The organism is Mesorhizobium sp. M1D.F.Ca.ET.043.01.1.1 (assembly GCF_003952385.1).
Lineage (GTDB): Bacteria > Pseudomonadota > Alphaproteobacteria > Rhizobiales > Rhizobiaceae > Mesorhizobium.
In genome coordinates this window covers 2,474,297-2,496,934 of record NZ_CP034444.1, presented here as the reverse complement: position 1 = coordinate 2,496,934, position 22,638 = coordinate 2,474,297, and the positions used below count along the sequence as shown (strand labels likewise).

The window sequence follows — 22,638 nt, the reverse complement described above, 5'->3', positions numbered from 1 at the left end:
GTTTCCAGCACGGTGGCTGTTGAGACAGTTTCCGATAAATCTTGATCAGCGAGGTAGATGATGACGGTTTTGGTGACGGGCGGTGCCGGCTATATCGGCAGTCACATGGTCTGGGAGCTTCTCGACGCCGGCGAAAGCGTCGTCGTGCTCGACCGGCTTTCCACCGGCTTCGAATGGGCGGTCGCGCCCGAGGCGAAACTCGTCGTCGGCGACGTCGCCGACCGCGATCTGGTCGGCCGGATCATCCGGGAAAACAAGGTCGACGCCATCATCCACTTCGCCGGTTCGATCGTCGTGCCGGAATCGGTCGCCGATCCGCTCGGCTACTACGAGAACAACACCTGCAAGACCCGCACGCTGATCGAAACCGCCGTGCGCGAGGGCGTGCCGCATTTCATCTTCTCTTCCACCGCCGCCGTCTATGGCGGCGCCGGGCTGGAGCCGGTGCGCGAGGATGCGCGGCTGGCGCCGGAATCGCCTTACGGCCTCTCCAAGCTGATGAGCGAGTGGATGCTGCGCGACGCCGGCCTCGCGCACGATATCCGCTACACGGCGCTGCGTTATTTCAACGTCGCCGGTGCCGATCCAAAGGGCCGCACGGGACAGTCGACGCCCGGCGCCACGCATCTGATCAAGGTCGCCTGCGAGACTGCGCTCGGCAAGCGGCCCTTCATGCAGGTCTTCGGCAAGGACTATCCGACACCGGACGGCACCTGCATACGCGACTATATCCATGTCAGCGATCTCGCGGCGGCGCACCGGCTGGCGCTGCAGCGGCTGCGTCAGGGCGGCGAGAGCCTCGTCGCCAATTGCGGCTACAGCCACGGCTATTCGGTGCTCGAAGTGATCGACAGCGTGCGCCGCGCCTTCGGCCATGATTTCGACGTCCGCGTGGGCGAGCGCCGCCCGGGCGACGCGGCCGCCGTCGTCGCCAATTCCGACCTTGCACGCAAGGAGTTCGGCTGGACGCCGCAGCGCGACGATCTCGACCAGATCGTCAAGGATGCGCTGGCCTGGGAGCGCATCCTGACCGGCAAGAACTCGGCACGGAGCTAGAGCAATTCCAGGAAAAGTGTGAGCGGTTTCCGTCCGGAATTCCGTCAAAACAAGGAAATCGAGCGGTTCGCCGTTTCCGTGAAACGGTGAACCGCTCTAGGCGCAGCAAGCTGTTGGGCCAAGGGCTCGTCCGGCGTGCCGCGACGCGCTATTGAGGGTCTGAAAGGCGGCGCCTGGAGGCGCGTCGTCTGGTTGCGATCCTTGAGGGGGCGGCATGAAAATTGTGGTGCTCGGGGCCGGCGTTGTTGGCACGGCGGCCGCCCACTATCTGGCCAATGATGGCCATGAGGTAACGGTCGTCGAGCGCCATGAAGCGGCGGCGCGCGGCACCAGCCAGTCGAATGCGGGACTGGTCTCGCCGGGCGACGCCACCGCCTGGGCCTCGCCTGCGGCGCTGAAGACCTTCCTGCGCGCGCTTTGGAACCACGATCTCGGCATCAAGGTCAGGCTGCGTCTCGATCCCTATTTTTATGTCTGGAGCCTGCGCTTCCTGCGCGAATGCACGGTGGCGCGTCTGCGCGCCAACACCGACATCAAGCTCAGGCTGGCGCTCTATTCGCGCGACTGCATCAATGCGCTCTCGGACGCAACCGGCATCCATTACGACGAGCGCAAGCGGGGCATCCTCTACTTCTTCCGCTCCCAGAAAAGTTTTGACACCGGCACCGACAATTACCGCTATCTCGGCGAGCACGGCCTGCCGATCGAGATCGTCGGCCGCGACCGTCTGGTCGAGCTGGAGCCCGGGCTCGCCGGCGTGAAGGACAAGATCGCCGGCGGCGTCTATTCGCCGATCGACCAGACCGGCGATTCCAAGCAATTCACCGACAGGCTCGCCGCCCATGCGGCCGAGAAGCTCGGCGTCAAATTCCTGTTCGGCACGACGGTCGGGGGCCTCGACATCGAGGGCGACCGGGTGCGCGCGGTGATGACCTCGGCCGGCCCGGTCACCGGTGACGCGGTCGTCATCGCCATGGGTCCGGAAAGCGGTCTGCTCGGCCGCCGCTACGGCATCGACCTGCCCGTCTATCCGGTGAAGGGCTACACCCCCGCTCGAGGACGAGAGCAAGGGGCCGACCATGGGCGGCGCCGACGAGGACCGGCTGATCGGCTATTCCAGGCTCGGCAACCGCCTGCGCATGTCCTCGACGGCGGAGTTCACCGGCTTCGACCGTTCGTTCAAGCCGCGCGATTTCAGGACCATCCTGGAAACCGGCAAGGACCTTTTCCCTGGCGCCTTCGACGAGAAGAAGGCTGTGCTGTGGGCAGGCCTGAGGCCGATGATGCCGAACTCGGTGCCGGTCATCGGCCAGGCGAAATACCGCAACCTCTATCTCGACACCGGCCACGGCCATGTCGGCTGGACCATGGCTTGCGGGTCCGGCAAATTCCTGTCCGACATCGTCGCCGGCCGCAAGCCGGAGATCGACCCGCAGGGTTTGCTCTACGGGACGGCTGGCTGATCGATCAGTCTATGCCGCCACGGCCTGCCGCCACGCACGTGCATAGTCGCCCCAGACGCGCTCAGCCGGCGGTTCAGTCCGCTGGCATTTGCTCATCACGGCAGCGCCGTCCGATGCCAGCAGCGCCGCGCCGATGCTGGTCCCCGTCGAGGTCTCCGACGCAACAACGGCGCGACCCGTCGCTGCCGCCAGCATGCGGATAAAAAGCCGGTTCTGCGCGAAGGGTCCCTCGACGGTTGTCGGCCCGTCGCCACCGATCAGATCCAGGCAGGTCGCGGTCATCAGCGCCAGATAGAACGAGATGGCGGCGAAGCGCTGGCCGGGGCTCAAGTCCTCGGCATCGCGCCATTGCGCGGCGCGATGCGGGAACGGACCGGAACCTTGCTGAGTGGAAGGCAACAGCGAGGCTTTCTGCGCGAGCACGACGGCGACATCGTCCTCGGTCCAGTGCTGAGGCCGGTCCTCGGTGAGCAGCGAGAACTCGCGCCCGCCCATGAAGCGCGCTGAACGGACGGGGTCGCCGAGCGCATTGACATTGACCAGCGTGTCGCGCGCCGGATCGAGCTCGACCATCTTGCCGCCCACGGCCATCGACACCACCCAGGTGCCGGTCGAAACGACGGAGAAGGGCGGTAGATCGACTAACAGATGCGGCAGCAGCGAGGCGTTGGAATCGTGCAGCCCGCAAAAGACCGGCGTTTGCGGGTCGAGCCCGGTCCGTCGCGCGATCGCCGGCAGGATCGGCCCCAGGCGTTCTTTCGCCGGGCGCACCGGCGCCATCAGTCGGCGCCAGCCCATCTTGTCCACCAGCGTCGAGTAGTCGGACTTCCACGGGTTCCACAGATCGGTGTGGCAGCCGAGCGACGTCACCTCGTTGGCCGCGACGCCGGTTAGCCGTAGCGCCCAATACTGCGGATACATCCCAATCGCGGTCGCTCGCGCGAATTCCTCGGGAAAGCGCCGCTGCTGCCAGAAGAGCTGCGCGCCGATGTTCAGGCCGGCCGGCAGGCGCGGCGTGCCTGTCTCGACAAAGGGCGGACGGATGAGGTCATAGTCCTCGGCGAAGTCGTCTGGTCCCGAAAATTCATAGTCGAGCACCGGCAGCGCCAATCCGCCTTCGGCATCGACCAGCACTGCGGTCGCGCCATGGGTGGTGATCGAGACGGCGTCGATGGCCCGCTCGCGGTTCAGCTCCGCGAGGCTATCGAGGATGAACGTCCACAGCCACTCGATGTCGTGATGCGGGTAGGGGCCGTCCGTGGCGACGGCATTGGCCGTGCGGCGCAGCGCCACCTCTTGCATGGCGGCGAGGTCGACCAGCGCCACCTTGGCGTTGGTCTTGCCGATATCGATGACGGCGACGATCATGCCATATGGAACATTGTTTCCAGCGGCAGCGCCACCGGCTCGTTGTCGGCCCTGGTCTCCATGACGTCGGCCATATGCGCCCACCAGCGCTGCATCACCGGGTGCTTGGGCAGATCCGTCATGCCGTGGTCGTCACGCCGGCACAGCACCCCGAACAGGATGTTGGTCTCCTCGTCGAGATGGATCGAATAGTCGGAAATGCCGGCGCCTTTAAGCAGCGCGACCAGCGATGGCCAGATCTCGTCATGGCGGCGCTTGTACTCGGCCTTCATGCCGGGATTGAGCTTCATCTTGAAGGCGTATTTTTCCATCAGGCGAAGCGTCCTTCGCGCAGCCGCCGCCAGACGATAGGCAGCGCAATCACGATGATCAGCAGGAGGCCGATGAAGATCGACATGACGATGCCCGGCACGTTGAGCAGGCCGAGGCCGAAGGTCACCAGCCCCATGATGAAGGCGGCGAGCACGACGCCGAGGATGCTGCCGGCGCCGCCGAGGATCGACACACCCCCAAGCACCACCATGGTGATGGCTTCCAGCTCATAGCCCTGCGCGATCGACGGCCTTGTCGAGCCGAGCCGCGAGGTGATCAGCACGGAGGCGATGCCGGACATCAGCCCGGTCAGGCAGAACAGGATGAACTTGATGCGGCCGACACGCACGCCGGAGAACTGGCAGGCGACCGGATTGTTGCCGATGGCAAAGACCTTCCGCCCAAAACTCGTGCGATGCAGGACGAACCAGTAGATCAGCGCCGCGACAAGGAACAGCGCCAGCTCGAACGAGAAAACCCACCAGACATAGCCCTGGCCGAAGAAGGCGAAGCTTGCCGGATAGCCTTTGTAGGCCTGGTCGCCGAGGATGATGAAGGCGATGCCGCGAAACAGGCTCATCGTGCCGATGGTGACGACGATGGACGGCAGGCCGAGGCGCGTGACGAGCAGCCCGTTGAAGGCGCCGCAGCCGAGCCCGACAACGATGCCGATGGCAACCAGCACCGGCGTTCCGGCGCCGGCCTGCACCGCCATCCCCATCATCGTCGAGGCGAGCGCCACGATCGCCGCGACCGACAGGTCGATCTCGCCGGAAATGATCAGCAGCGCCATGGCGAGCGCGATCAGGCCCTTTTCGGTGAAGTTGAAGGTCAGGTCCGACAGCGACCACGGGTCGAGGAAATAAGGCGAGGCGAAGCTGTTCACCGCGAAGATGAGAACCGCGATGACGACAAGCAGGGCCTCCCAGGAGAAGATCGCCGAGGAAAGCGGTTTGTCGAGCCGGTCGGGGATGCGGCGCGGGTGAGGGGCGTCGGTCATGCCGCTTCCGCCTTTCTGAGGATGATGCGGCCCTGCCGGCGCTCGCCGCGCGCGTTGAGCACCACGGCCAGGATGATGGCGCTGCCCGAGATCGCCATCTGCCAGAAGGGCGAGATGTTGATGACCGGCAGCGCGTTGGAGATGATGCCGAGGAACAGCGCGCCGAGCACCGCGCCGCCGACCGAGCCGATGCCGCCGGCGATCGAGATGCCACCGATGACGCAAGCGGCGATGATGTTGAGCTCATAGCCGTTGGCGACCTCGACCGAGGCAATCACGTAGCGCGAGATCCAGAGATAGCCGGCCAGCCCGCCGATCATGCCGGAGATACAAAAGACGATGAATTTTGTGCGGCCGACATCGATGCCGGCATAGACCGAAGCGGTCGGGTTGACGCCGATGGCGTGGATCGAGCGGCCGATCTGCGTGCGCGTCATCACCAGGAAGAACAGCGCGATCACGAAAAGCGCGATCCACGATAGCACCGGCAGGCCGAGGAAGGCGGCGCGCTGGAAATTGATGAAGTCCGGGCTCATCTGGTCGGCGTTGACCCAGGCGCCGCCGGAAACGACGAAGGTCGCGCCGCGATAGATGGTGAGCGTGCCGAGCGTCACCACGATCGACGGGATGTTCAGCCGCCACACCAGGAAGCCGTTGATGGCGCCAAGCACCAGCCCGACGGTGAGCGCGATCACGATCAGCACCGGGATCGGGATCGCCGGATGCGCGGCGTTGAGCATCGCCACCACCATGCCGGTGAAGCAGAGGTTGGAGGCCATCGAAAGATCGATCGAGCGCGTCAGGATGACCACCATCTGTCCCAACGCCAGGATCATCAGGATCGAGGTGTCGTTGAACACCTGGCGCAGATTGGCCGGATCGGCGAAGCCGGGAAAACGGGTCGAGATCAGGCCAATCAGCACGACGATGCCGGCGAGCAGCCAGATTTCGCGGTATTTGAGAAAATTCTTCATGCCGCGATCCCCGCTGCCGTCCTGACCAGCGTTTCGGCATCCAGGCCCTTGTTGTCGTAGGTGGCCGCGATGCGGCCCTCACGCATGACGACAACGCGGTCCGACATGCCGAGGATCTCGGGCAGCTCGGACGAGACCATGATCACCGACAAGCCTTGCGCGACGAGCTCGGCCATGAAGCCGTGCACGGCGGCCTTGGAGCCGATGTCGATGCCCTTGGTCGGCTCGTCGAGGATGATCACTTTCGGCGTCGTGGCCAGCCATTTGGCGATGACCACCTTCTGCTGGTTGCCGCCGGAAAGCGTGCCGACATCCTGGCTGAGCGAGGAGGCGCGCAGATCGAGCCGCTCGGTATAGGAGCGGGCGAGCGCGAACTCTTCCGCCAGCCGCAGCACGCCGGATTTCGAGGTGCGCGCGAGTGACGGCAGAGAAACATTCTGGAAGATCGGCAGGCCGATGACTACGCCCTGCTTGCCGCGCTCCTCCGGCACATAGACGATGCCGGCTTCGATGGAATCGGCGGCCGATTTCGGTGCGATCGTCTGGCCGTCGAGCGAAATGGTGCCTCGGCTCGTGCGGGTTATGCCGGCAATCGCCTGCATGACCTCGCTGCGCCCGGCGCCGACGAGGCCGTAGAAGCCGAGGATTTCGCCCTTGCGCAATTCGAAGCCGATGTCGTCGAATTCGGTCGGATGCGACAGGCCGGACACGGTAAGCACCGGCGCGCCGATCTTCGGCTTGCGCTCAGGGAAAATGTGGTCGACGTTGCGGCCGACCATCATGCGCACGATCTCGTTCTGGCCGGTGTCCTTGAGCAGGCCTTCCCCAACCATCTCGCCGTCGCGGAAGACTGTGTAGCGGTCGGCGATGCGGTAGATCTCGTCGAACTTGTGGCTGATGAAGAGCACCGCCTTGCCGTCGCTCTTCAGGAATTCGATCAGGAGGAAAAGCTCCTCGATCTCCTTCATGGAAAGGGCGGCCGTCGGCTCGTCCATGATGACGATGCGCGCATCGATCGACATCGCGCGGGCAACGGCTACGAGATGCTTGTTGGCGATGCCGAGGTCCTTCAGCCGCGCGTCGGCGTCGATATGGCCGGCGCGCATCGTGTCCAGCACCTCGCGGGCGTTCTTGCGCATGGTGCGCCAGTCGATGGTGCCGAAGCGGGTGCGCGGCGCGTGGCCGAGGAAGATGTTCTCGGCGACCGAGAGGTCGTCGAACAGCACCGTTTCCTGATGGATGGCGGTGATGCCGTGGCCGAAGGCGGCATGTGCGCTGTGCAATGTCGTTGCCTGGCCGTCGATGCTGATGTCGCCGGCATCGGGCTGGTAGATGCCGGTCATGATCTTGACCAGCGTCGACTTGCCGGCGCCGTTCTCGCCGATCAGTGCGGTGACCTGTCCCGGATAGAGCGACAGGCTGACATTGTGCAGCGCGCGCACGCCAGGGAAGCTTTTGGAGATGCCGGAAAGCGTCAGGCGGGGGCTGACGATCTGGGCCGGAACCGAAGGCTCGGGCCGCTCCGTCTCCACTTTGTGCTGGGCTGTCGTGTCCATATCCGTGTCAGGCCCTGAGAGAAGGTCCGTTTGAAGATGCGGCGGGACAATTGTCCCGCCGCATGAGCTTGAAGTCGACCGGGATCAATAGATCTTGGAGAACTTCTCGATGTTGGTCTTGTCGAACTGGAACGGCGGAGCCATCGCGGCCGAGTTGGTGTCGTCGAGCGTCACCTTGCCCACGCGGCCGATCGACAGTGTGGCACCGGGCTTGGCCTCTTCCTTCTTCACCGCAAGATCATGGGCGAGGTAGATCGCCGAGTAGCCGAGGTCGATCGGGTTCCACAGCGCCACCGCCTGGCTGGCGCCATTGTCGATGAACTTCTTGAACTCCGAAGGCAGCGCCAGGCCGGTGACGTTGACCTTCCCGATCAGGTTCTCGTCGGTGACGACCTGCGCGGCGGCAACGACGCCGACGGTGGTCGGCGCGATGATCGCCTTGAGGTTCGGATAGGACTTCAACAGGCCCTTGGCTTCGTCGGTGCTCTTGGCCGAGTCGTCATCGCCATAGACGGTGGCGACGAGCTTGATCTTCGGGAACTTCTCCGGCAGCACTTTCTTCGCCGCCTCGATCCAGGCGTTCTGGTTGGTCGCGGTCGAGGAGGCCGACAGGATGGCGACGTCGCCGCCTTCCGGCAGGTAGTCGGCGGCGAGCTTGATGATGGTCTCGCCGATCAGGTTGGTGTCGGACGGGTTGAGGTGGAGCTGGCGGCCTTCCTTGGCGACGCCGGAATCCCACGAGATCACGGTGATGCCGCGATCCATCGCCTTCTTCAGCACCGGCACCAGCGCGTCGGCGTCATTGGCCGAAACGGCGATCGCGTTGACCTTCTGCGCGATCAGCGAGTTGATCACCTCGATCTGCGCTTCGGCGGTAGCCTTGGTCGGGCCGGTATAGATGACGTCGACATCGCCCAGTTCCTTGGCCGCTTCCTCGGCGCCCTTGTTGGCGGCGTCGAAGAAGCCGTTGCCGAGCGACTTCACCACCAGTGCGATCTTGACGTTCTCGGCATAGGCGGCATTCACGAACATGGCGGCGGAAAAGGCCGCCGTGACCAGCAGTTTCTTCAAAAAGCTCATCGAATATCCTCCCTTGAGCGTTGCATTCCATCGCCGCTGCGGGCGCGAGTTTTCCTCAGGCCTGCAGTGAAGATTCTTCCTTGTCGCTTGACGGCTTACGAGCGACCACCAGCGTCACGCCTGCTGTCTCCAGCATCTTGGCTTCGCGGTCCTCGATGCCGTCGTCGGTGATCACGGTCGCGATGCGCGACAGCCCGCACAGGATCAGGCTGGAGCGCATGCGGAATTTCGAGGAATCGACAAGCACCACTAATTCGTCGGCCTGGTCGATCAGCTTCTGCTCGGCCTGGATCAGCAGCGGATCGCCTTCCATCAGCCCGAGCGGCCCCAGGCCTTGCGCGCCCATGAACATGCGCCGCGCGTAGAAATTGCGCGTCACATCATTGTCGAAGGGCGACAGGATGATGTTCTGCTCGCGATAGATCGTGCCGCCCGACAGCATCACCGTGTTCTTCGAGTGCTTGAGCAGATGCTCGGCGATCGGGAAGGAGTTGGTGAAAATCGGCATGCGGCGGCCGGTCAGGTAATGCACCATCTGGAAGGTGGTGGTGCCGCCATTGATGATGATCGGCTCGCCGTCCTGGCAGAGGTTCACCGCTTCCCGCGCGATAGCCCGCTTCTGCGCGGCGTTCAGCGTCTCGTTGACCGAGAAGGGCCGCCCGGCCAGGCCGATGAACTGCGGCGGCGAGATCGCCTCGGCGCCGCCGCGCACCCGGCGCAGGCGCTTCTGCACATGCAGCGCCGCAATGTCGCGCCGGATCGTCGCCTCGGAGGAGTCCGTCAGGTCGACCATTTCCTGCACCGTCACCACAGGCTTTTCCTGGACGGCGGACAGAATGATCCTGTGGCGCTCTTTTTCGTGCATGGTTCCTCCCTGCCTAGCCATCAGGCACCAGAAAACGCGCAGTGTCAATCATTTCCGATCAAATATTTTCATTGTGCAGTGCAATATGATCGATATTGATCGTTTGTGATTGACAAGCGCGCCCGTTGCGTAGACATTCGCGGCGAAAAGGACTGCGCCTTTTTGCGTCCCAAGGGAGGATACCTATGCTCGAAAAGCGCTCCGGCTCGCGCCTCGCCAATCTGTGGGACGATGCAAAAGCCGAAGGGATGAGCGGCCCCGAGCTCCTGGTCTATCGCTCGAACACGCTGGGCTCCGACAAGCGCGTCACCAATTATGGCGGCGGTAACACCTCGTCCAAGGTCTGGCAGAAGGATCCGCTGACCGGCGAGGAGGTCGAGGTGCTCTGGGTCAAGGGTTCCGGCGGCGACAGCGCCTCGATCAAAAAAGACGGCTTCGCCACCCTCTACATGGACAAGCTGCGCGCCCTGAAAGGCCTCTATCGCGGCCTCGCGCATGAGGACGAGATGGTGGGCTATCTGCCCCACTGCACGTTCAATCTCAATCCGCGCGCGGCCTCGATCGACACGCCGCTGCATGCCTTCGTGCCGAAGGCGTGCGTCGATCACATGCATCCCGACGCCATCATCGCCATTGCCGCGGCGAAGGATTCCAAGGCGCTGACGAAGGAGATCTTTGGCGATGCCATCGGCTGGCTGCCCTGGAAGCGGCCGGGCTTCGAGCTCGGCCTGTGGCTGGAGAAATTCTGCCTGGAAAACCCCGAGGCGAAAGGCGTCATCCTCGAAAGCCACGGCCTGTTTAGCTGGGGCGACACGCCGAAGGAGTGCTACGAGACGACGATCTCGGTGATCAACCAGGCGATCGAGTGGTTCGAGCGTCGATCGGAAGGTGTGGCGATCTTCGGCGGCGAGGTGGTCAAGTCGCTGGACGCACCGGCGCGGCGCGCCATCGCCGCGAAGCTGATGCCGAGGATCCGCGGGCTCATCTCGGAGAAGAGCCATAAGCTCGGCCATTTCGACGATCAGCCGGCGGTGCTCGAATTCGTCAACTCGAAGGACCTGCGGCCGCTCGCGGCCCTCGGCACCTCCTGCCCCGATCATTTCCTGCGCACCAAGATCCGCCCGCTGGTGATCGAGTTCGATCCGGCAAAGCCGGATGTCGATGCCGTTATTGCGCGCCTCGCAGACGATATCGCGGCCTATCGTGTCGGCTACGAGGCCTACTACGACAGCTGCAAGCACGCGGACTCGCCCGCCATCCGCGATCCCAATGCCGTTGTCTATCTGATGCCCGGCGTCGGCATGTTCACTTTCGCCGGCGACAAGGCAACGGCCCGCATCTCCGGCGAGTTCTACGTCAATGCCATCAATGTCATGCGCGGCGCCTCGACCGTCTCGTCCTATGTCGGCCTGCCCGCGCAAGAAGCCTTCGACATCGAGTACTGGCAGTTGGAGGAAGCCAAGCTCCAACGCCTGCCGAAGCCCAAGGCGCTCGCCGGCCAGATCGCGCTCGTCACCGGCGGCGCCGGCGGCATCGGCCGGGCCACCGCTGACCGGCTGCTGCGCGAAGGCGCTTGCGTCGTGCTCGCCGATATCGATGAGGCGGCGCTTGCAACCGCCAACGATGAACTGTCGAAAGCCTACGGCAAAGACGTCGTCCGGTCGGTTCGGATCGACGTGACATCGGAAGACCAGGTGGCCTCCGGCTTTGCCGAGACCGCGGTCGAATTCGGGGGCATCGACATCCTGGTCTCCAATGCAGGCCTTGCCTCCTCGGCGCCGATCGAGGAAACGACACTCTCGCTGTGGAACCGGAACATGGACATCCTGTCCACGGGCTATTTCCTCGTCTCGCGCGAGGCCTTCCGGCTGTTCCGCGCCCAGAAGATCGGCGGCAACGTCGTCTTCGTCGCCTCCAAGAACGGCCTCGCCGCCTCGCCCAACGCCGCCGCCTATTGCACCGCCAAGGCGGCCGAGATCCACCTCGCGCGTTGCCTCGCGCTGGAAGGCGCGGAGGCGCAGATCAGGGTCAACGTCGTCAATCCGGACGCCGTGCTGCGCGGCTCCAAGATCTGGAGCGGCGAATGGAAGGAGCAGCGCGCCGCCGCCTACAAGATGTCGACCGACGACCTCGAGGAGCACTACCGCTCGCGCTCGATGCTGAAGCGCTCGGTCTTCCCCGAGGATATTGCGGAAGCGATCTACTTCTTCGCCTCCGACATGTCGGCCAAGTCCACCGGCAACATCATCAACGTCGACGCCGGGAACGCGCAGAGCTTTACGCGCTAAGCTCCCTTCTCCCCGTTCACGGGGAGAAGGTGCCCGAGGGCGGATGAGGGACGGCGCCAGCCGACGAGTACTGGGAGGAAACTACAGTGTCCGAATTGATCATCTCGGCCGACGTTGTCGAAAAGAGCAACGCCGCGCGCAAGGCCGATCTCAAGCGCGACTACGCCTCGCTCGGCGAGCGCCTCGACCGGCGCGGCATCGCCATCGACGCCATCCGCGACAGGATCGAAAAATTCGCCGTGGCGATCCCGTCCTGGGGCGTCGGCACCGGCGGCACGCGCTTTGCCCGCTTTCCGGGCGGCGGCGAGCCACGCGACATCTTCGACAAGATCGAGGACTGCGCCGTCATCAGCCAGCTGACGCAGGCGACGCCGACCGTCTCGCTGCACATCCCATGGGACAAGGCCGATCCGAACCGGCTGAAGCAGGCGGCCTCCCGCTTCGGCCTCGGCTTCGATGCCATGAACTCCAACACCTTCTCCGACGCCAAGGACCAGAAGCTCTCCTACAAGTTCGGCTCGCTGTCGCATGCCGACGCCGGCACTCGACGCCAGGCCGTCGAGCACAATCTCGAATGCATCGAGATCGGCAGAACGCTCGGCTCGAAGGCGCTGACGGTGTGGATCGGCGACGGCTCGAATTTCCCCGGCCAGGTCAATTTCGCCAAAGCCTTCGAGCGCTATCTCGACGCCATGCGCCAGATCTATGCCGGGCTGCCGGAGGACTGGCGCCTGTTCACCGAGCACAAGATGTATGAGCCGGCCTTCTATTCGACGGTCGTGCAGGACTGGGGCACCAACTACATCATCGCCAGGGAGCTTGGCGACAAGGCCTTTTGCCTGGTCGACCTCGGCCATCACGCGCCCAACGTCAACATCGAGATGATCGTGTCGCGGCTGATCCAGTTCGGCAAGCTGGGCGGCTTCCACTTCAACGATTCCAAATATGGCGACGACGATCTCGATGCCGGCTCGATCGATCCCTACCGGCTGTTCCTGGTCTTCAACGAGCTGGTCGACGCCGAGCTTTCGGGCGCGAGAGGATTCAATCCCGCGCACATGCTCGACCAGAGCCACAACGTCACCGACCCGATCGAGAGCCTGATGCTGTCGGCGGTAGAGGTGCAGCGCGCCTATGCGCAGGCGCTGCTGGTCGACCGCAAGGCGCTTGAAGGCTTCCAGGAGGCGAACGACGCGCTGATGGCGACACAGACTCTGAAAGCCGCCTACCGCACCGATGTCGAGCCGATCCTCGCCATGGCGCGATTGCGCACCGGCGGCGCCATCGATCCGGTCGCCGCCTATCGCGAGGCCGGCTACCGGGCGAAGGTGGCGGCGGAGCGGCCGGCGGTGGCCGGCGGTGGTGGCGGGATTGTCTGAGGCCTAGACCAATTCCAGGAAAAGTGTGAGCGGTTTTCCGTCCGGAATTCCGCAAAAAACACGGAGATAGGGCGTTCTAATTCGACTCTTCAGTCGATTCGACGGAGGCGAGGGTGGATGTCGCGCCATTTCGCAGTGCCAACGGAGAGCTATCCCGGGGGCCGGGCGCGTTGTACCGAGGACTCTATGAAAGAGCATCAGCGTATCGGATGATACTCTGATTTTGAACGCTTTCGACCAATTCATCTGCGCGAGATAGTAGTCGGCGGAGCAAGGGCGACGAATTTGCCTCGCTGTATCCCAAGGTGAGATCAACGGTCGGAGGCTCACCCTCAAGCGCCCTGGCAACAACGTTTGGCGCCAGCATGTTTTGCGCATAAAGCGGGACAAGAGTGACTCCGCCTGTGGATGCGACGAGCGACATTGCCGAGGATATATTCTCGCCTTCGTACTTTGCCTTCAGCGTGATCCCGGTCCTTGATGCGTAATCCTGGATCACAGATTGTAATATCGGAGATGTTCTCGACGAGCTGACGTAAACTTCGTGGGCCAGATCCTGCGGCCGAATTTTCTTGCGCGATGCCAAGGGGTGGCCTGCCGGCAGCACGGCGATCAGAGGCTCCTTCGCCAACAATTTGAAGGATAGACCCAAGCTCTGTTTCTCGGGGCGAAGGAACGCTAAGTCCAGCTTCCCGCGCATCAGCGCAAGGGCGAGTTCCGGGGAGGAGAGGCTACACAGCGTAACTTCGGTCTCCGGTGCTTCCTGGCGGATGATGCGCAATAAGTGGGGTAGCCACATGACCTCCAGTCCAACCAGAAAGCCCATTGCAAGTGCGGGCCTTTCCGGCTCTGCGGCCCGCCGGGCGGCATCAGTCGCGGCATCGACCTGCAGCAGCGCCAACCGTGCGTGATCGAGGAAGACACGCCCAGCGGGAGTGAGCGCCACGCCGCGCGCCTGCCGCTCCAGCAGCTTCACACCGACTTCAGCTTCCAGATCGCGAATCTGCCGGCTCAAGGACGGCTGCGAGGTATTGAGCCTCCGCTGGGCGGCGGTCAACAGGCCGCCTTCCTCCGCGACCGCAATGAAATAACGCAGATGCCGCAGTTCCATCGATCCACTCGCTATGCCTTCGAGGCATAGGTCGAACCTACAAGGTATTTGTCGCCGGTAGAAGGGAGATTTACCGTCTCGCAGAGATCAAAGAAGGAGAATGCAGAATGTCTACAGCGTCCAAGCCTACGATCGTGTTCTGCCACGGCGTCTGGGCCGATGGCTCGTGCTTCAGCAAGGTGATCCCGGCGCTGCAGGCGGACGGGCACGAGGTCATCGCGGTACAGTACAGCCTCGAGTCCTACGAGGAGGATCTGGCCACCGTGAGGCGGACGCTCAACCGCGTCGGCAGTCCGGTATTGCTCGTTGGCCACTCTTACGGCGGCGCTACCATCACCGGTGCGGGCACGGACGATCGCGTCGTCGGCCTCGTCTACATCGCGGCGGTCGCGCCCGACGCGGGCGAGACCGTGCAGGATCAGCTCGACAAGTACCCGACCGACATCTTCAGCCACGTGGAGGTCGCCGACAATCTGGTCTGGCTGCTCCCCTCCGGCACCGAATTCTTCGCGGGCGACCTGCCGGAAGACGAGCAGAAGCTGGTGTGGGCGACGCACTTCCCCCTGCATGCCGACTCGTTCAATGAGCAGAAGCTCACCGCCGACCAGGTCGCCTGGCGGAGCAAGCCGAGCTGGTACGTGCTGGCTACGAAGGACCACACCGTGCATCCAGAGCTCCAGCGCTGGGTTTCGAAGCGCATGGGAGCGACCGTCACCGAGGTGACGAGCAGCCATGTGCCGATGCTCTCCCAGCCCACCGTCGTCATCGATGCAATCCGAAAGGCTGTGGCCGCTGTTCAAAACGGCTGAGAATGGCCCAGCCGTCCGATGGATTTGAAGAGACCGCTGCAGGGCGGTCTCTCTTGCCCCGTCCGAAGCGTCATTATTGGCTGGACGTACCAACCACAAAGGCCTTTCCTAGGCGTCCCCCACGCCCAGGAGTCCCCGCCATGCATCTCACCCGCCGGACGCTGATCGCCGTCAGCCTTTCGCTCACGCTCGCCTTCTTGCCATCGGCAGCCGTCTTCGCTGCCTCGCCAGCCCCCGCCAAGGGCGAGCATGGCATGGTGGTGACCGCCCAGCATCTCGCGACGGAGGTTGGCGTCGAGGTGCTGAAGAAGGGCGGCAACGCCGTCGATGCGGCTGTCGCCATCGGTTATGCGCTCGCCGTCGTCTACCCCAACGCCGGCAATATCGGCGGCGGCGGCTTCATGACCATTCGCTTGAAGGACGGCCGCTCGACCTTCATCGATTTTCGCGAGCGCGCGCCGCTTGCGGCAACCAAGACCATGTATCTCGACAAGGACGGCAAGCCGATCAAGGGCGCCAGCCTCGACGGCTATCTGGCAGTCGGCGTGCCGGGCTCGGTGGCCGGCTTCGAGATGGCGCGCGAGAAATACGGCACCTTGTCCAGGCAGGATCTGATGGCCCCGGCCGTCGCCTACGCCAAGGGCGGCTTCGTCCTCAACCAGGGCGACGCCGCTTCCTTTGCCGGCGGCGCGGCGCGGCTGGCGAAGGATCCGGCCGCGGCCGCCATCTTCCTCAAGCCCGACGGCAAGTCGTACGGGATTGGCGAGCGGCTCGTCCAGCCGGACCTCGCCGCCTCGCTTGCGGCGATCTCGGAAAAAGGCCCGGACGCCTTCTACAAAGGCTCCATTGCCGACGCCATCGTCAAGGCAAGCGGCGCCAAGGGCGGCATCCTCGCCAAGGGTGATTTCGAGCAGTACGCGGTGCGCGAGCTCAAACCCGTGACCTGCTCCTATCGCGGCTACGAGATCATCTCCTCGCCGCCGCCGAGCTCGGGCGGCGTCATCATCTGCGAGATCCTGAACGTGCTCGAGGGCTATCCGCTGTCCTATCTCGGCGCCGGCTCGGCCGAGACGGTCCATGTCATGGTCGAGGCCATGCGTCATGCCTATGTCGACCGCAACTCGGCGCTGGGCGATCCGGATTTCGTCGACAATCCGGTCTCGAAGCTTCTCGACAAGGGCTACGCCAAGGACATCCGCGACAAGATCGATCCGTTCCGTGCCGGCGTCTCGAAAGACCTGATGCCGAAAGGTTTCGGCGAGTCGAAGGAGACAACGCACTATTCAATCATCGACAAGGACGGCAACGCGGTCGCCGTCACCTATACATTGAACGGCTCCTTCGGCGCCGGCGTCGTCGCCGACGGCACCGGCATCCTGCTCAACAACGAGATGGACGATTTCACCCAGAAGCCCGGCGTGCCCAACCTCTACGGGCTGGTCCAGGGCGAGGCCAATGCCATCCAGCCGAAGAAGACGCCTTTATCCTCGATGAGCCCGACCGTGGTCACCAAGGACGGCAAGCCGTTCATGGTCATCGGCAGCCCGGGCGGCTCGCGCATCATCACCATCACTCTGGAGGCGATCGTCAACGTCGTCGACCACGGCATGAACATCCAGGAGGCGATCGACGCGCCGCGCATCCACCATCAGTGGCTGCCCGATACCGTCTATGTCGAACCGTTCGGGCTTTCGCCCGACACCGAAAGGCTGCTCGCCGGCATGGGCTATCACCTCGATCTCAGCGACCAGACCTGGGGCCAGGCGGCCGGCATACTGGTCGGCGGCAAGAGCCTTGCGGAGATCGAGAAGGGCGGTGGCGCTCGGTACAACGGCGCCATCGACAGCCGCGCCGCTTCCGGCGAGGCGCTGGGCTACTAGAGCAATTCCAGGAAAAGTGTGTAACGGTTTTCCGTCCGGAATTGCGCAAAAACAAATACTTAGAGCGGTTCGGCGATTCTATGAGTCGCTGAAACGCTCTAAAGGAATTCCAGGAAAGGTGTGCGCGGCTTTCCGTCCGGGAAAAGTGCGGACCGGTTTCTGGAAAAGATCGTGCTCAGGCTCAGATGAAATTACGCGACCAGCGTGATGGTCGAGGCGATGAGCAGCACGGCTGCGATGCCGACGAACAGCGCATAGATGCGCGGCCGGTCGAGCAGCAGCGCATTGCCGGAAATCCAGGCGGCGGTGGCGCCGCCGAGCGCGAATAGGAAGCCGTTGCGGTGACCGAAAGCCATCGACGCGGCCATCAGGCCTCCGATAATCAGCGCGCCGAACACGATGATGACGGCGACGGCGTATTTCTCGAAATCGTTGCCGCTGCCCATCGCCGGCCCCATGGCGTTGAGATTCGGCAGGTCGTCCGGATCGAAGGGGCTGGCCGAGCCGTATTCGTCTTGACCGAGGGATTCGCGCATCATTCGTTCTCCGCTGAGCGGCAACAAACCATCAACGCTTGCCAAGTGCAACCGGCAACGCCATCGCGCTCATGCGTTCGCCGCACGGCTGGTGCCGACGTGCCACGGTTTCCTGGACAGGCTCAACGGTCTGGGGTTGGATCGGGTTCCACAAGCTTGATCTACCTGGAAAAATCGCTGCGCACGATGCCGTGCCGCTGCAGCTTGTCGTAGAAGGTCTTGCGCGGGATGCCGAGCGCCTCGATCGTGCGCCGGACGTCGCCGTCGTTGCGACCAAGTGTCTCGCGGATGATCTCGGCCTCGTAGCGCTCGAGCCGTTCCGGCAGGGGCAGGGCGGCATCCGAATCGGCCGGATGAGGCGAAGGGCTGCCGCCGATCTCCCCCAATCCGAGGACGAAGCGCTCGGCGAAATGCGCGAGCTCGCGGACATTGCCGGGCCAGTCATGCTCTCTGAGATGTCGCTGGACCGCGAACGGAACCGCGGGCACAGGGCGGTGGAAGCGGGCGGCGGCGCGCTCTGCGAAATAACCGAACAGCAGCGGCACGTCGTCCCGGCGCTCGCGCAGCGGCGGGATCGAAAGCGTCACCACGTTGAGCCGATAGTAGAGGTCCTCGCGGAAGGCGCCGCGCTGGCTCGCGTCGCCGAGATCGACCTTGGCGGCGGCAACGACGCGCAGGTCGACCGGCCGGACCTCGTTGGTGCCAAGCGGCGTCACCTCGCGCATTTCCAGCACCCGCAGCATCTGCACCTGCGTCGAGGCAGGCATGCTTTCGATCTCGTCGAGGAACAGCGTGCCGCCGCTCGAATGCTCGATGCGGCCGACGCGCTTCTTCTGCGCGCCGGTGAAGGCGCCGGCCTCATGGCCGAACAACTCGCTCTCGATCACGGTCTCCGGCAGCGTGCCGCAATTGAGCGCCACGAAATTGCCCGTGGCGCGGCGGCTCCAGCGGTGCAGCAGGCTCGCCACCACTTCCTTGCCGGAGCCGGTCTCGCCGGTCACCAGCACGTCGACATCGGTATCGGCGATCTGTCTGAGCGTGCGGCGCAGCCGCTCCATCGCCGGCGTCTGGCCGATCAGCGGCAAACCCTCCTGCGCCTGCTCGGCCGCCTCACGCAGGGCGCGGTTCTCCATCACCAGCCGGCGCTTCTCCGCCGCGCGCCATACACTCTGCGCCAGCCGGTCGGCGGCGAAAGGCTTGGTGATGAAATCATAGGCGCCATCCTTGATCGCCTTGACCGCCACGGCGATGTCGCCGTGCCCGGTGACGAGGATGACGGGGATATCCGGGTCGAGATCGACCACGCGGTCGAAGAGCTGCAGGCCATCCATTTCGGGCATGCGGATGTCCGACACCACCACGCCGGCGAAGCCGGCATCGAGGCCGGCAAGCGCCTCGCTTGCCGAGGCAAAGGCGGACACGGCAAAACCGGCGAGCTCCAGCGTCTGTCTCGTCGCCTTGAGCAGGTCGCCGTCGTCGTCGATCAGGATGACCGGATTGCCGTTGGTCATGTCGGGTCGGCCTTCGAGAGATGGATGGTGAATCGGGTGCCGCTCTCGCTGCTCGCCACCTCGATGCGTCCGCCATAATCGGCGACGATATCCTTCGAGATGACGAGGCCAAGCCCGAGCCCCCTTTCCTTCGAGGTGTTGAACGGGGTGAACAGCGATTTCAGGATCGCCGGCGGGATGCCCGGTCCGTTGTCGGACACGATCAACGCAACGCCGTCGGCGGTTTCGGCGGCGGATACCTCGACCCTTGCGTCGTCGCGGCCTTCCAGCGCTTCCAGAGCGTTCTGGAACAGGTTGATCAGCACCTGTTCCAGCCGCAGCCGGCTGCCCATTACATTCAGCGCCGGCGGCGGCAGCGTGATCGCCAGCGCCTCCAGCCGGCCGGCGAAGCGGCTTCTGAGCAATACGACCGCGCCTTCGATGACGCCGCGCAATTCGACCGGCTCGGCCGCGGTGCGGCCCTTGCGGGCGAAGGCTTTCAGCTCTTCGGTGATCGACCCGATGCGCTCGGTCAGCGCGGCAATGGCGCCGAGGTTTTCCTCGGCCGGCGCCGTCTGCCTGCGCTCCAGGAAGACGCGCGCATTGTCGGCATAGGCGCGGATGGTCGCCACCGGCTGGTTGATCTCATGGGCGACGCCGGCGGCGACCTGGCCGAGGGTCGCAAGGCGGTTCGCCTGCACCAGCTCCTGCTGCATCACCTGCAGCCGGGCCTCGGTGCTGCGGTGGTCGGCGATCTCGGCCTGCAGCCGGTCGCGTGCGAGGCTGAGGTCCCGCGTGCGCTCGACGACGCGGCGCTCGAGCTCGGCGCGCGCCGCCTGCTCGGCGGCGATGCGCATCTGGGCGGACTGCCTGCGCCACAACAGATAGGCGGCTAGGGCGAGTAGCGGAACGAGGACGCCGAGCACCAGGAGCCGCATCTCGCGCTGTGCCGAGGCGATCGGCGCTTCCGCGGGGACGAGATAGTCGAGCCGCCAAGGCGTCGAAGGCACGGCCGTGGACAGCCGCAGATATTCCGCGTCGCTGCCGCCCGGCGTGATGGCGTGGACAAGCGCGACATCGGCACTGAGCGCTTGTGGCTTGGTGATCGGCAAGGGCACCAGCGGCGCTTCGGCGAACTGCTGGCTGGCGCGGATGCCGGCCAGCACCGGGGCGGCCAGCGGCGCCGTCGTCATGAAGCGCCAGGAGGGCACGCTGGTGATCAGCACCACGCCGTGCTCGTCGCTGACATAGGCCGGGCGGTTCGCCTCGTGCCAGTCGGCCTCGAGCTGGTCGAACTCCATCTTGACGACGACGACGCCGAGGGGTGCGGAAGCGCCGTCGACGCGGCGCGAAATGTAGAGGCCCGGACGCTTGCTGACATTGCCGAGCGCGAAATATTCGGCGGTGCCCGCTTGCATCGCTCCGGAAAAATAGGCGCGAAAACTGTAGTCGCTGCCGACGAAGCTCACCGGCTCGCGCCAGTTGCTCGAAGCGATCGCCAAGCCGTCGGTGCCGGTGACGTAAAGCACCGAGGCCTTGGTGCCGGAAACCAGCCCTTCGAGCTTGCGGTTGAGCACGTCGATGGAGGCGGCGCTGTGCTCGGTCAGCGCGTCACGCACCTGCTGGTCTGCGGACAGGAGCAGCGGCAGTGCGCGCGGATTCTCCAGCACCGCGCGCAGCAGCGCGACCTTGAGATTGGCATCCGTGCGCCCTTGCGCCGCCAGCGCCTCGACCTCGGTCGAGCGGCCGTAGAGCCCGGCGCCATAGAGCGCTGCAGCGACAATCGCGAGCGCCACTGCCGCAAACAGCAGCCAGGCGCGCCGCGCCCGCCCGGCAAGCAGCTCGGGCGTCGGGGATAAGGCAGCGGCAGGGCGTTGCAGCATGCCGCATTTGTGCATGATTTCGCACAAAGCACAATTCGACCTATGCGGATCGCCGCACGGCGGGCGCGAAAAATACCGATCGCCAGGCCAAAAAAGTCAGCAGAATCAATAATTGGAGCGTCGAAACGGAATCTGGCACGTCCGTTGCAAATGATTCCGCAGCAGCCGCGAGGCTGTGGAGGTCAACTGCCCCGGGAGGTCGAGTTTCTCGATCGGGGCTGAACGGAGGATACGATGCAGACGGCAATCGCCGCCGCGGAACCGCGCGGCAAAATTCCCTTTTACCGGCATCTCTACGTGCAGGTCCTGGCGGCCATCGCGGCCGGCATCCTTCTCGGCCATTTCTATCCCGACATCGGGGCCTCGTTGAAGCCGCTTGGCGACGCCTTCATCAAGCTGGTCAAGATGGTGATCGCGCCGGTCATCTTCCTCACGGTCGCGACCGGCATCGCCGGCGTCTCCGACCTGCATAAGGTCGGCCGCGTCGCCGGCAAGGCGATGATCTATTTCCTCGTCTTCTCGACGCTGGCGCTCGTCGTCGGCCTCGTCGTCTCCAACGTGGTCCAGCCCGGCGCCGGCATGCACATCAATCCGGCGACGCTCGACGCCTCGAAGATCTCGACCTTCACCGAGAAGGCGCACGACACGACCATCGTCGGCTTCCTGATGAACATCATCCCTGACACCATCACCGGCGCCTTCGCGCAGGGCGATATCCTGCAGGTGCTGTTCTTCTCGGTGCTGTTCGGCGTGGCGCTGGCGCTGGTCGGCGAACGCGGTCGCCCGGTGGTCGATTTCCTGCAGGCGCTGACCGCGCCGATCTTCCGCCTTGTCGCCATCCTGATGAAGGCCGCTCCGATCGGCGCTTTCGGCGCCATGGCCTTCACCGTTGGCAAATACGGCATCGGCACGATCGCCAACCTCGCCTTCCTCATCGGCACCTTCTACCTGACGTCGCTGCTTTTCGTGCTCGTCGTGCTGGGCGCGGTCGCATGGTACAACGGCTTCTCCATCCTGGCGCTGATCCGCTACATCAAGGAAGAGCTGCTGCTGGTCCTCGGCACCTCGTCGTCGGAGGCTGCGCTTCCGGGCCTTATGGCCAAGATGGAGCGCGCTGGCTGCAACCGCTCGGTGGTCGGCCTGGTCATCCCGACCGGCTATTCCTTCAATCTCGACGGCACCAACATCTACATGACGCTCGCTGCGCTCTTCATCGCCCAGGCCACCGACACGCCGCTTACCTTCGGCGACCAGATCCTGCTTTTGCTCGTCGCCATGCTGAGCTCCAAGGGTGCGGCCGGCATCACCGGCGCCGGCTTCATCACGTTGGCCGCCACGCTCTCGGTCGTGCCTTCGGTGCCGGTCGCCGGCATGGCGCTGATCCTCGGCGTCGACCGCTTCATGTCGGAATGCCGCGCGCTCACCAACTTCGTCGGCAACGCGGTTGCGACCATCGTCGTGGCGCGCTGGGAAGGCGAGCTCGACCAGAAGCAGTTCGCCGCCGCCATGGCCGGCCAGCTGCCGGAAGAGGCAGACCTGGCGCTGTCAGGCGGTCTCCAGCCCGCGGAGTGATCAAAACAATTCCGCG

At 64.4% G+C, this 22,638-nt stretch carries 17 protein-coding genes and 1 pseudogene; 7 read left to right on the top strand and 11 right to left on the bottom strand.

Annotated elements, in window-relative coordinates; genetic code table 11:
- Window positions 1-60: 60 nt before the first annotated feature.
- Together galE and EJ067_RS12225 are read left to right on the top strand one after the other, a co-directional pair.
- Window positions 61-1,056: a UDP-glucose 4-epimerase GalE gene (gene galE, locus EJ067_RS12230; protein ID WP_126089596.1), complete on the top strand. Its 996-nt coding sequence runs from the start codon at window positions 61-63 to the stop codon at window positions 1,054-1,056.
- 214 nt (window positions 1,057-1,270) lie between these two features.
- Window positions 1,271-2,519 (top strand): annotated as a pseudogene (locus EJ067_RS12225) (D-amino acid dehydrogenase).
- Between the two features lie 9 nt (window positions 2,520-2,528).
- Here EJ067_RS12225 and EJ067_RS12220 read toward each other — a convergent pair.
- From EJ067_RS12220 to EJ067_RS12190, 7 genes are all read right to left on the bottom strand, one after another.
- Window positions 2,529-3,887: an FGGY-family carbohydrate kinase gene (locus EJ067_RS12220; protein WP_126085923.1), complete on the bottom strand. Its 1,359-nt coding sequence runs from the start codon at window positions 3,885-3,887 to the stop codon at window positions 2,529-2,531.
- On the bottom strand, window positions 3,884-4,198 hold the full coding sequence (gene rhaM / locus EJ067_RS12215; RefSeq protein WP_189510561.1) for an L-rhamnose mutarotase: 315 nt from the start codon (window positions 4,196-4,198) through the stop codon (window positions 3,884-3,886). Before rhaM ends, EJ067_RS12220 begins: the two co-directional genes overlap by 4 nt.
- The gene (locus tag EJ067_RS12210; RefSeq protein WP_126085921.1) at window positions 4,198-5,199 is read right to left on the bottom strand and encodes an ABC transporter permease; all 1,002 of its coding nucleotides are present in this window, start codon (window positions 5,197-5,199) and stop codon (window positions 4,198-4,200) included. Before EJ067_RS12210 ends, rhaM begins: the two co-directional genes overlap by 1 nt.
- The gene (locus tag EJ067_RS12205; RefSeq protein WP_126085920.1) at window positions 5,196-6,173 is read right to left on the bottom strand and encodes an ABC transporter permease; all 978 of its coding nucleotides are present in this window, start codon (window positions 6,171-6,173) and stop codon (window positions 5,196-5,198) included. Before EJ067_RS12205 ends, EJ067_RS12210 begins: the two co-directional genes overlap by 4 nt.
- Window positions 6,170-7,729, bottom strand: a complete 1,560-nt coding sequence (locus tag EJ067_RS12200) for a sugar ABC transporter ATP-binding protein (protein ID WP_126085919.1) — start codon at window positions 7,727-7,729, stop codon at window positions 6,170-6,172. The genes EJ067_RS12205 and EJ067_RS12200 overlap by 4 nt, the downstream gene beginning before the upstream one ends.
- Before the next feature lie 84 nt (window positions 7,730-7,813).
- Entirely contained in the window at window positions 7,814-8,809 is a 996-nt protein-coding gene (gene rhaS, locus EJ067_RS12195) for a rhamnose ABC transporter substrate-binding protein (protein WP_124996133.1), read from the bottom strand.
- Window positions 8,810-8,864: 55 nt separating this feature from the next.
- On the bottom strand, window positions 8,865-9,674 hold the full coding sequence (locus EJ067_RS12190) for a DeoR/GlpR family DNA-binding transcription regulator (protein ID WP_126085918.1): 810 nt from the start codon (window positions 9,672-9,674) through the stop codon (window positions 8,865-8,867).
- 185 nt (window positions 9,675-9,859) lie between these two features.
- On the opposite strand from EJ067_RS12190, the gene EJ067_RS12185 reads away from it, so the two are divergent.
- Together EJ067_RS12185 and rhaI are read left to right on the top strand one after the other, a co-directional pair.
- Entirely contained in the window at window positions 9,860-11,962 is a 2,103-nt protein-coding gene (locus EJ067_RS12185) for a bifunctional rhamnulose-1-phosphate aldolase/short-chain dehydrogenase (protein ID WP_126085917.1), read from the top strand.
- A gap of 86 nt (window positions 11,963-12,048) precedes the next feature.
- The gene (gene rhaI / locus EJ067_RS12180) at window positions 12,049-13,341 is read left to right on the top strand and encodes an L-rhamnose catabolism isomerase (protein ID WP_126085916.1); all 1,293 of its coding nucleotides are present in this window, start codon (window positions 12,049-12,051) and stop codon (window positions 13,339-13,341) included.
- A 184-nt stretch (window positions 13,342-13,525) separates the two neighbouring features.
- Here the strand turns inward: rhaI and EJ067_RS12175 are convergent, their stop codons facing one another.
- Complete coding sequence (locus tag EJ067_RS12175; protein ID WP_126085915.1) at window positions 13,526-14,452, bottom strand: LysR family transcriptional regulator; 927 nt, start codon at window positions 14,450-14,452, stop codon at window positions 13,526-13,528.
- Between the two features lie 107 nt (window positions 14,453-14,559).
- Here EJ067_RS12175 and EJ067_RS12170 point away from each other — a divergent pair, with 107 nt between their 5' ends.
- Together EJ067_RS12170 and ggt are read left to right on the top strand one after the other, a co-directional pair.
- The gene (locus EJ067_RS12170) at window positions 14,560-15,261 is read left to right on the top strand and encodes an alpha/beta hydrolase (RefSeq protein ID WP_126085914.1); all 702 of its coding nucleotides are present in this window, start codon (window positions 14,560-14,562) and stop codon (window positions 15,259-15,261) included.
- Window positions 15,262-15,401: 140 nt separating this feature from the next.
- The gene (ggt, locus tag EJ067_RS12165) at window positions 15,402-17,141 is read left to right on the top strand and encodes a gamma-glutamyltransferase (protein ID WP_126085913.1); all 1,740 of its coding nucleotides are present in this window, start codon (window positions 15,402-15,404) and stop codon (window positions 17,139-17,141) included.
- Window positions 17,142-17,332: 191 nt separating this feature from the next.
- Here the strand turns inward: ggt and EJ067_RS12155 are convergent, their stop codons facing one another.
- From EJ067_RS12155 to EJ067_RS12145, 3 genes are all read right to left on the bottom strand, one after another.
- On the bottom strand, window positions 17,333-17,680 hold the full coding sequence (locus EJ067_RS12155) for a hypothetical protein (RefSeq protein ID WP_168247663.1): 348 nt from the start codon (window positions 17,678-17,680) through the stop codon (window positions 17,333-17,335).
- Between the two features lie 158 nt (window positions 17,681-17,838).
- Window positions 17,839-19,188, bottom strand: a complete 1,350-nt coding sequence (locus EJ067_RS12150; protein ID WP_126085911.1) for a sigma-54 dependent transcriptional regulator — start codon at window positions 19,186-19,188, stop codon at window positions 17,839-17,841.
- Window positions 19,185-21,050 carry an ATP-binding protein gene (locus EJ067_RS12145; protein WP_126085910.1) on the bottom strand — a complete coding sequence of 622 codons (1,866 nt, stop codon included), beginning with the start codon at window positions 21,048-21,050 and terminating at the stop codon, window positions 19,185-19,187. The genes EJ067_RS12150 and EJ067_RS12145 overlap by 4 nt, the downstream gene beginning before the upstream one ends.
- Window positions 21,051-21,284: 234 nt before the next feature.
- On the opposite strand from EJ067_RS12145, the gene EJ067_RS12140 reads away from it, so the two are divergent.
- Window positions 21,285-22,622 carry a dicarboxylate/amino acid:cation symporter gene (locus EJ067_RS12140; RefSeq protein ID WP_126085909.1) on the top strand — a complete coding sequence of 446 codons (1,338 nt, stop codon included), beginning with the start codon at window positions 21,285-21,287 and terminating at the stop codon, window positions 22,620-22,622.
- The last annotated feature ends 16 nt before the right edge of the window (window positions 22,623-22,638 follow it).

Excerpts from the sequence above, each read along its gene's own strand:
- galE (WP_126089596.1), top strand. The coding sequence starts at position 61 with ATGACGGTTTTGGTGACGGGCGGTGCCGGCTATATCGGCAGTCACATG.
- EJ067_RS12220 (WP_126085923.1), bottom strand. The coding sequence starts at position 3,887 with ATGATCGTCGCCGTCATCGATATCGGCAAGACCAACGCCAAGGTGGCG.
- rhaM (WP_189510561.1), bottom strand. The coding sequence starts at position 4,198 with ATGGAAAAATACGCCTTCAAGATGAAGCTCAATCCCGGCATGAAGGCC.
- EJ067_RS12210 (WP_126085921.1), bottom strand. The coding sequence starts at position 5,199 with ATGACCGACGCCCCTCACCCGCGCCGCATCCCCGACCGGCTCGACAAA.
- EJ067_RS12205 (WP_126085920.1), bottom strand. The coding sequence starts at position 6,173 with ATGAAGAATTTTCTCAAATACCGCGAAATCTGGCTGCTCGCCGGCATC.
- EJ067_RS12200 (WP_126085919.1), bottom strand. The coding sequence starts at position 7,729 with ATGGACACGACAGCCCAGCACAAAGTGGAGACGGAGCGGCCCGAGCCT.
- rhaS (WP_124996133.1), bottom strand. The coding sequence starts at position 8,809 with ATGAGCTTTTTGAAGAAACTGCTGGTCACGGCGGCCTTTTCCGCCGCC.
- EJ067_RS12190 (WP_126085918.1), bottom strand. The coding sequence starts at position 9,674 with ATGCACGAAAAAGAGCGCCACAGGATCATTCTGTCCGCCGTCCAGGAA.
- EJ067_RS12185 (WP_126085917.1), top strand. The coding sequence starts at position 9,860 with ATGCTCGAAAAGCGCTCCGGCTCGCGCCTCGCCAATCTGTGGGACGAT.
- EJ067_RS12175 (WP_126085915.1), bottom strand. The coding sequence starts at position 14,452 with ATGGAACTGCGGCATCTGCGTTATTTCATTGCGGTCGCGGAGGAAGGC.
- EJ067_RS12170 (WP_126085914.1), top strand. The coding sequence starts at position 14,560 with ATGTCTACAGCGTCCAAGCCTACGATCGTGTTCTGCCACGGCGTCTGG.
- ggt (WP_126085913.1), top strand. The coding sequence starts at position 15,402 with ATGCATCTCACCCGCCGGACGCTGATCGCCGTCAGCCTTTCGCTCACG.
- EJ067_RS12155 (WP_168247663.1), bottom strand. The coding sequence starts at position 17,680 with ATGATGCGCGAATCCCTCGGTCAAGACGAATACGGCTCGGCCAGCCCC.
- EJ067_RS12150 (WP_126085911.1), bottom strand. The coding sequence starts at position 19,188 with ATGACCAACGGCAATCCGGTCATCCTGATCGACGACGACGGCGACCTG.
- EJ067_RS12145 (WP_126085910.1), bottom strand. The coding sequence starts at position 21,050 with ATGCTGCAACGCCCTGCCGCTGCCTTATCCCCGACGCCCGAGCTGCTT.
- EJ067_RS12140 (WP_126085909.1), top strand. The coding sequence starts at position 21,285 with ATGCAGACGGCAATCGCCGCCGCGGAACCGCGCGGCAAAATTCCCTTT.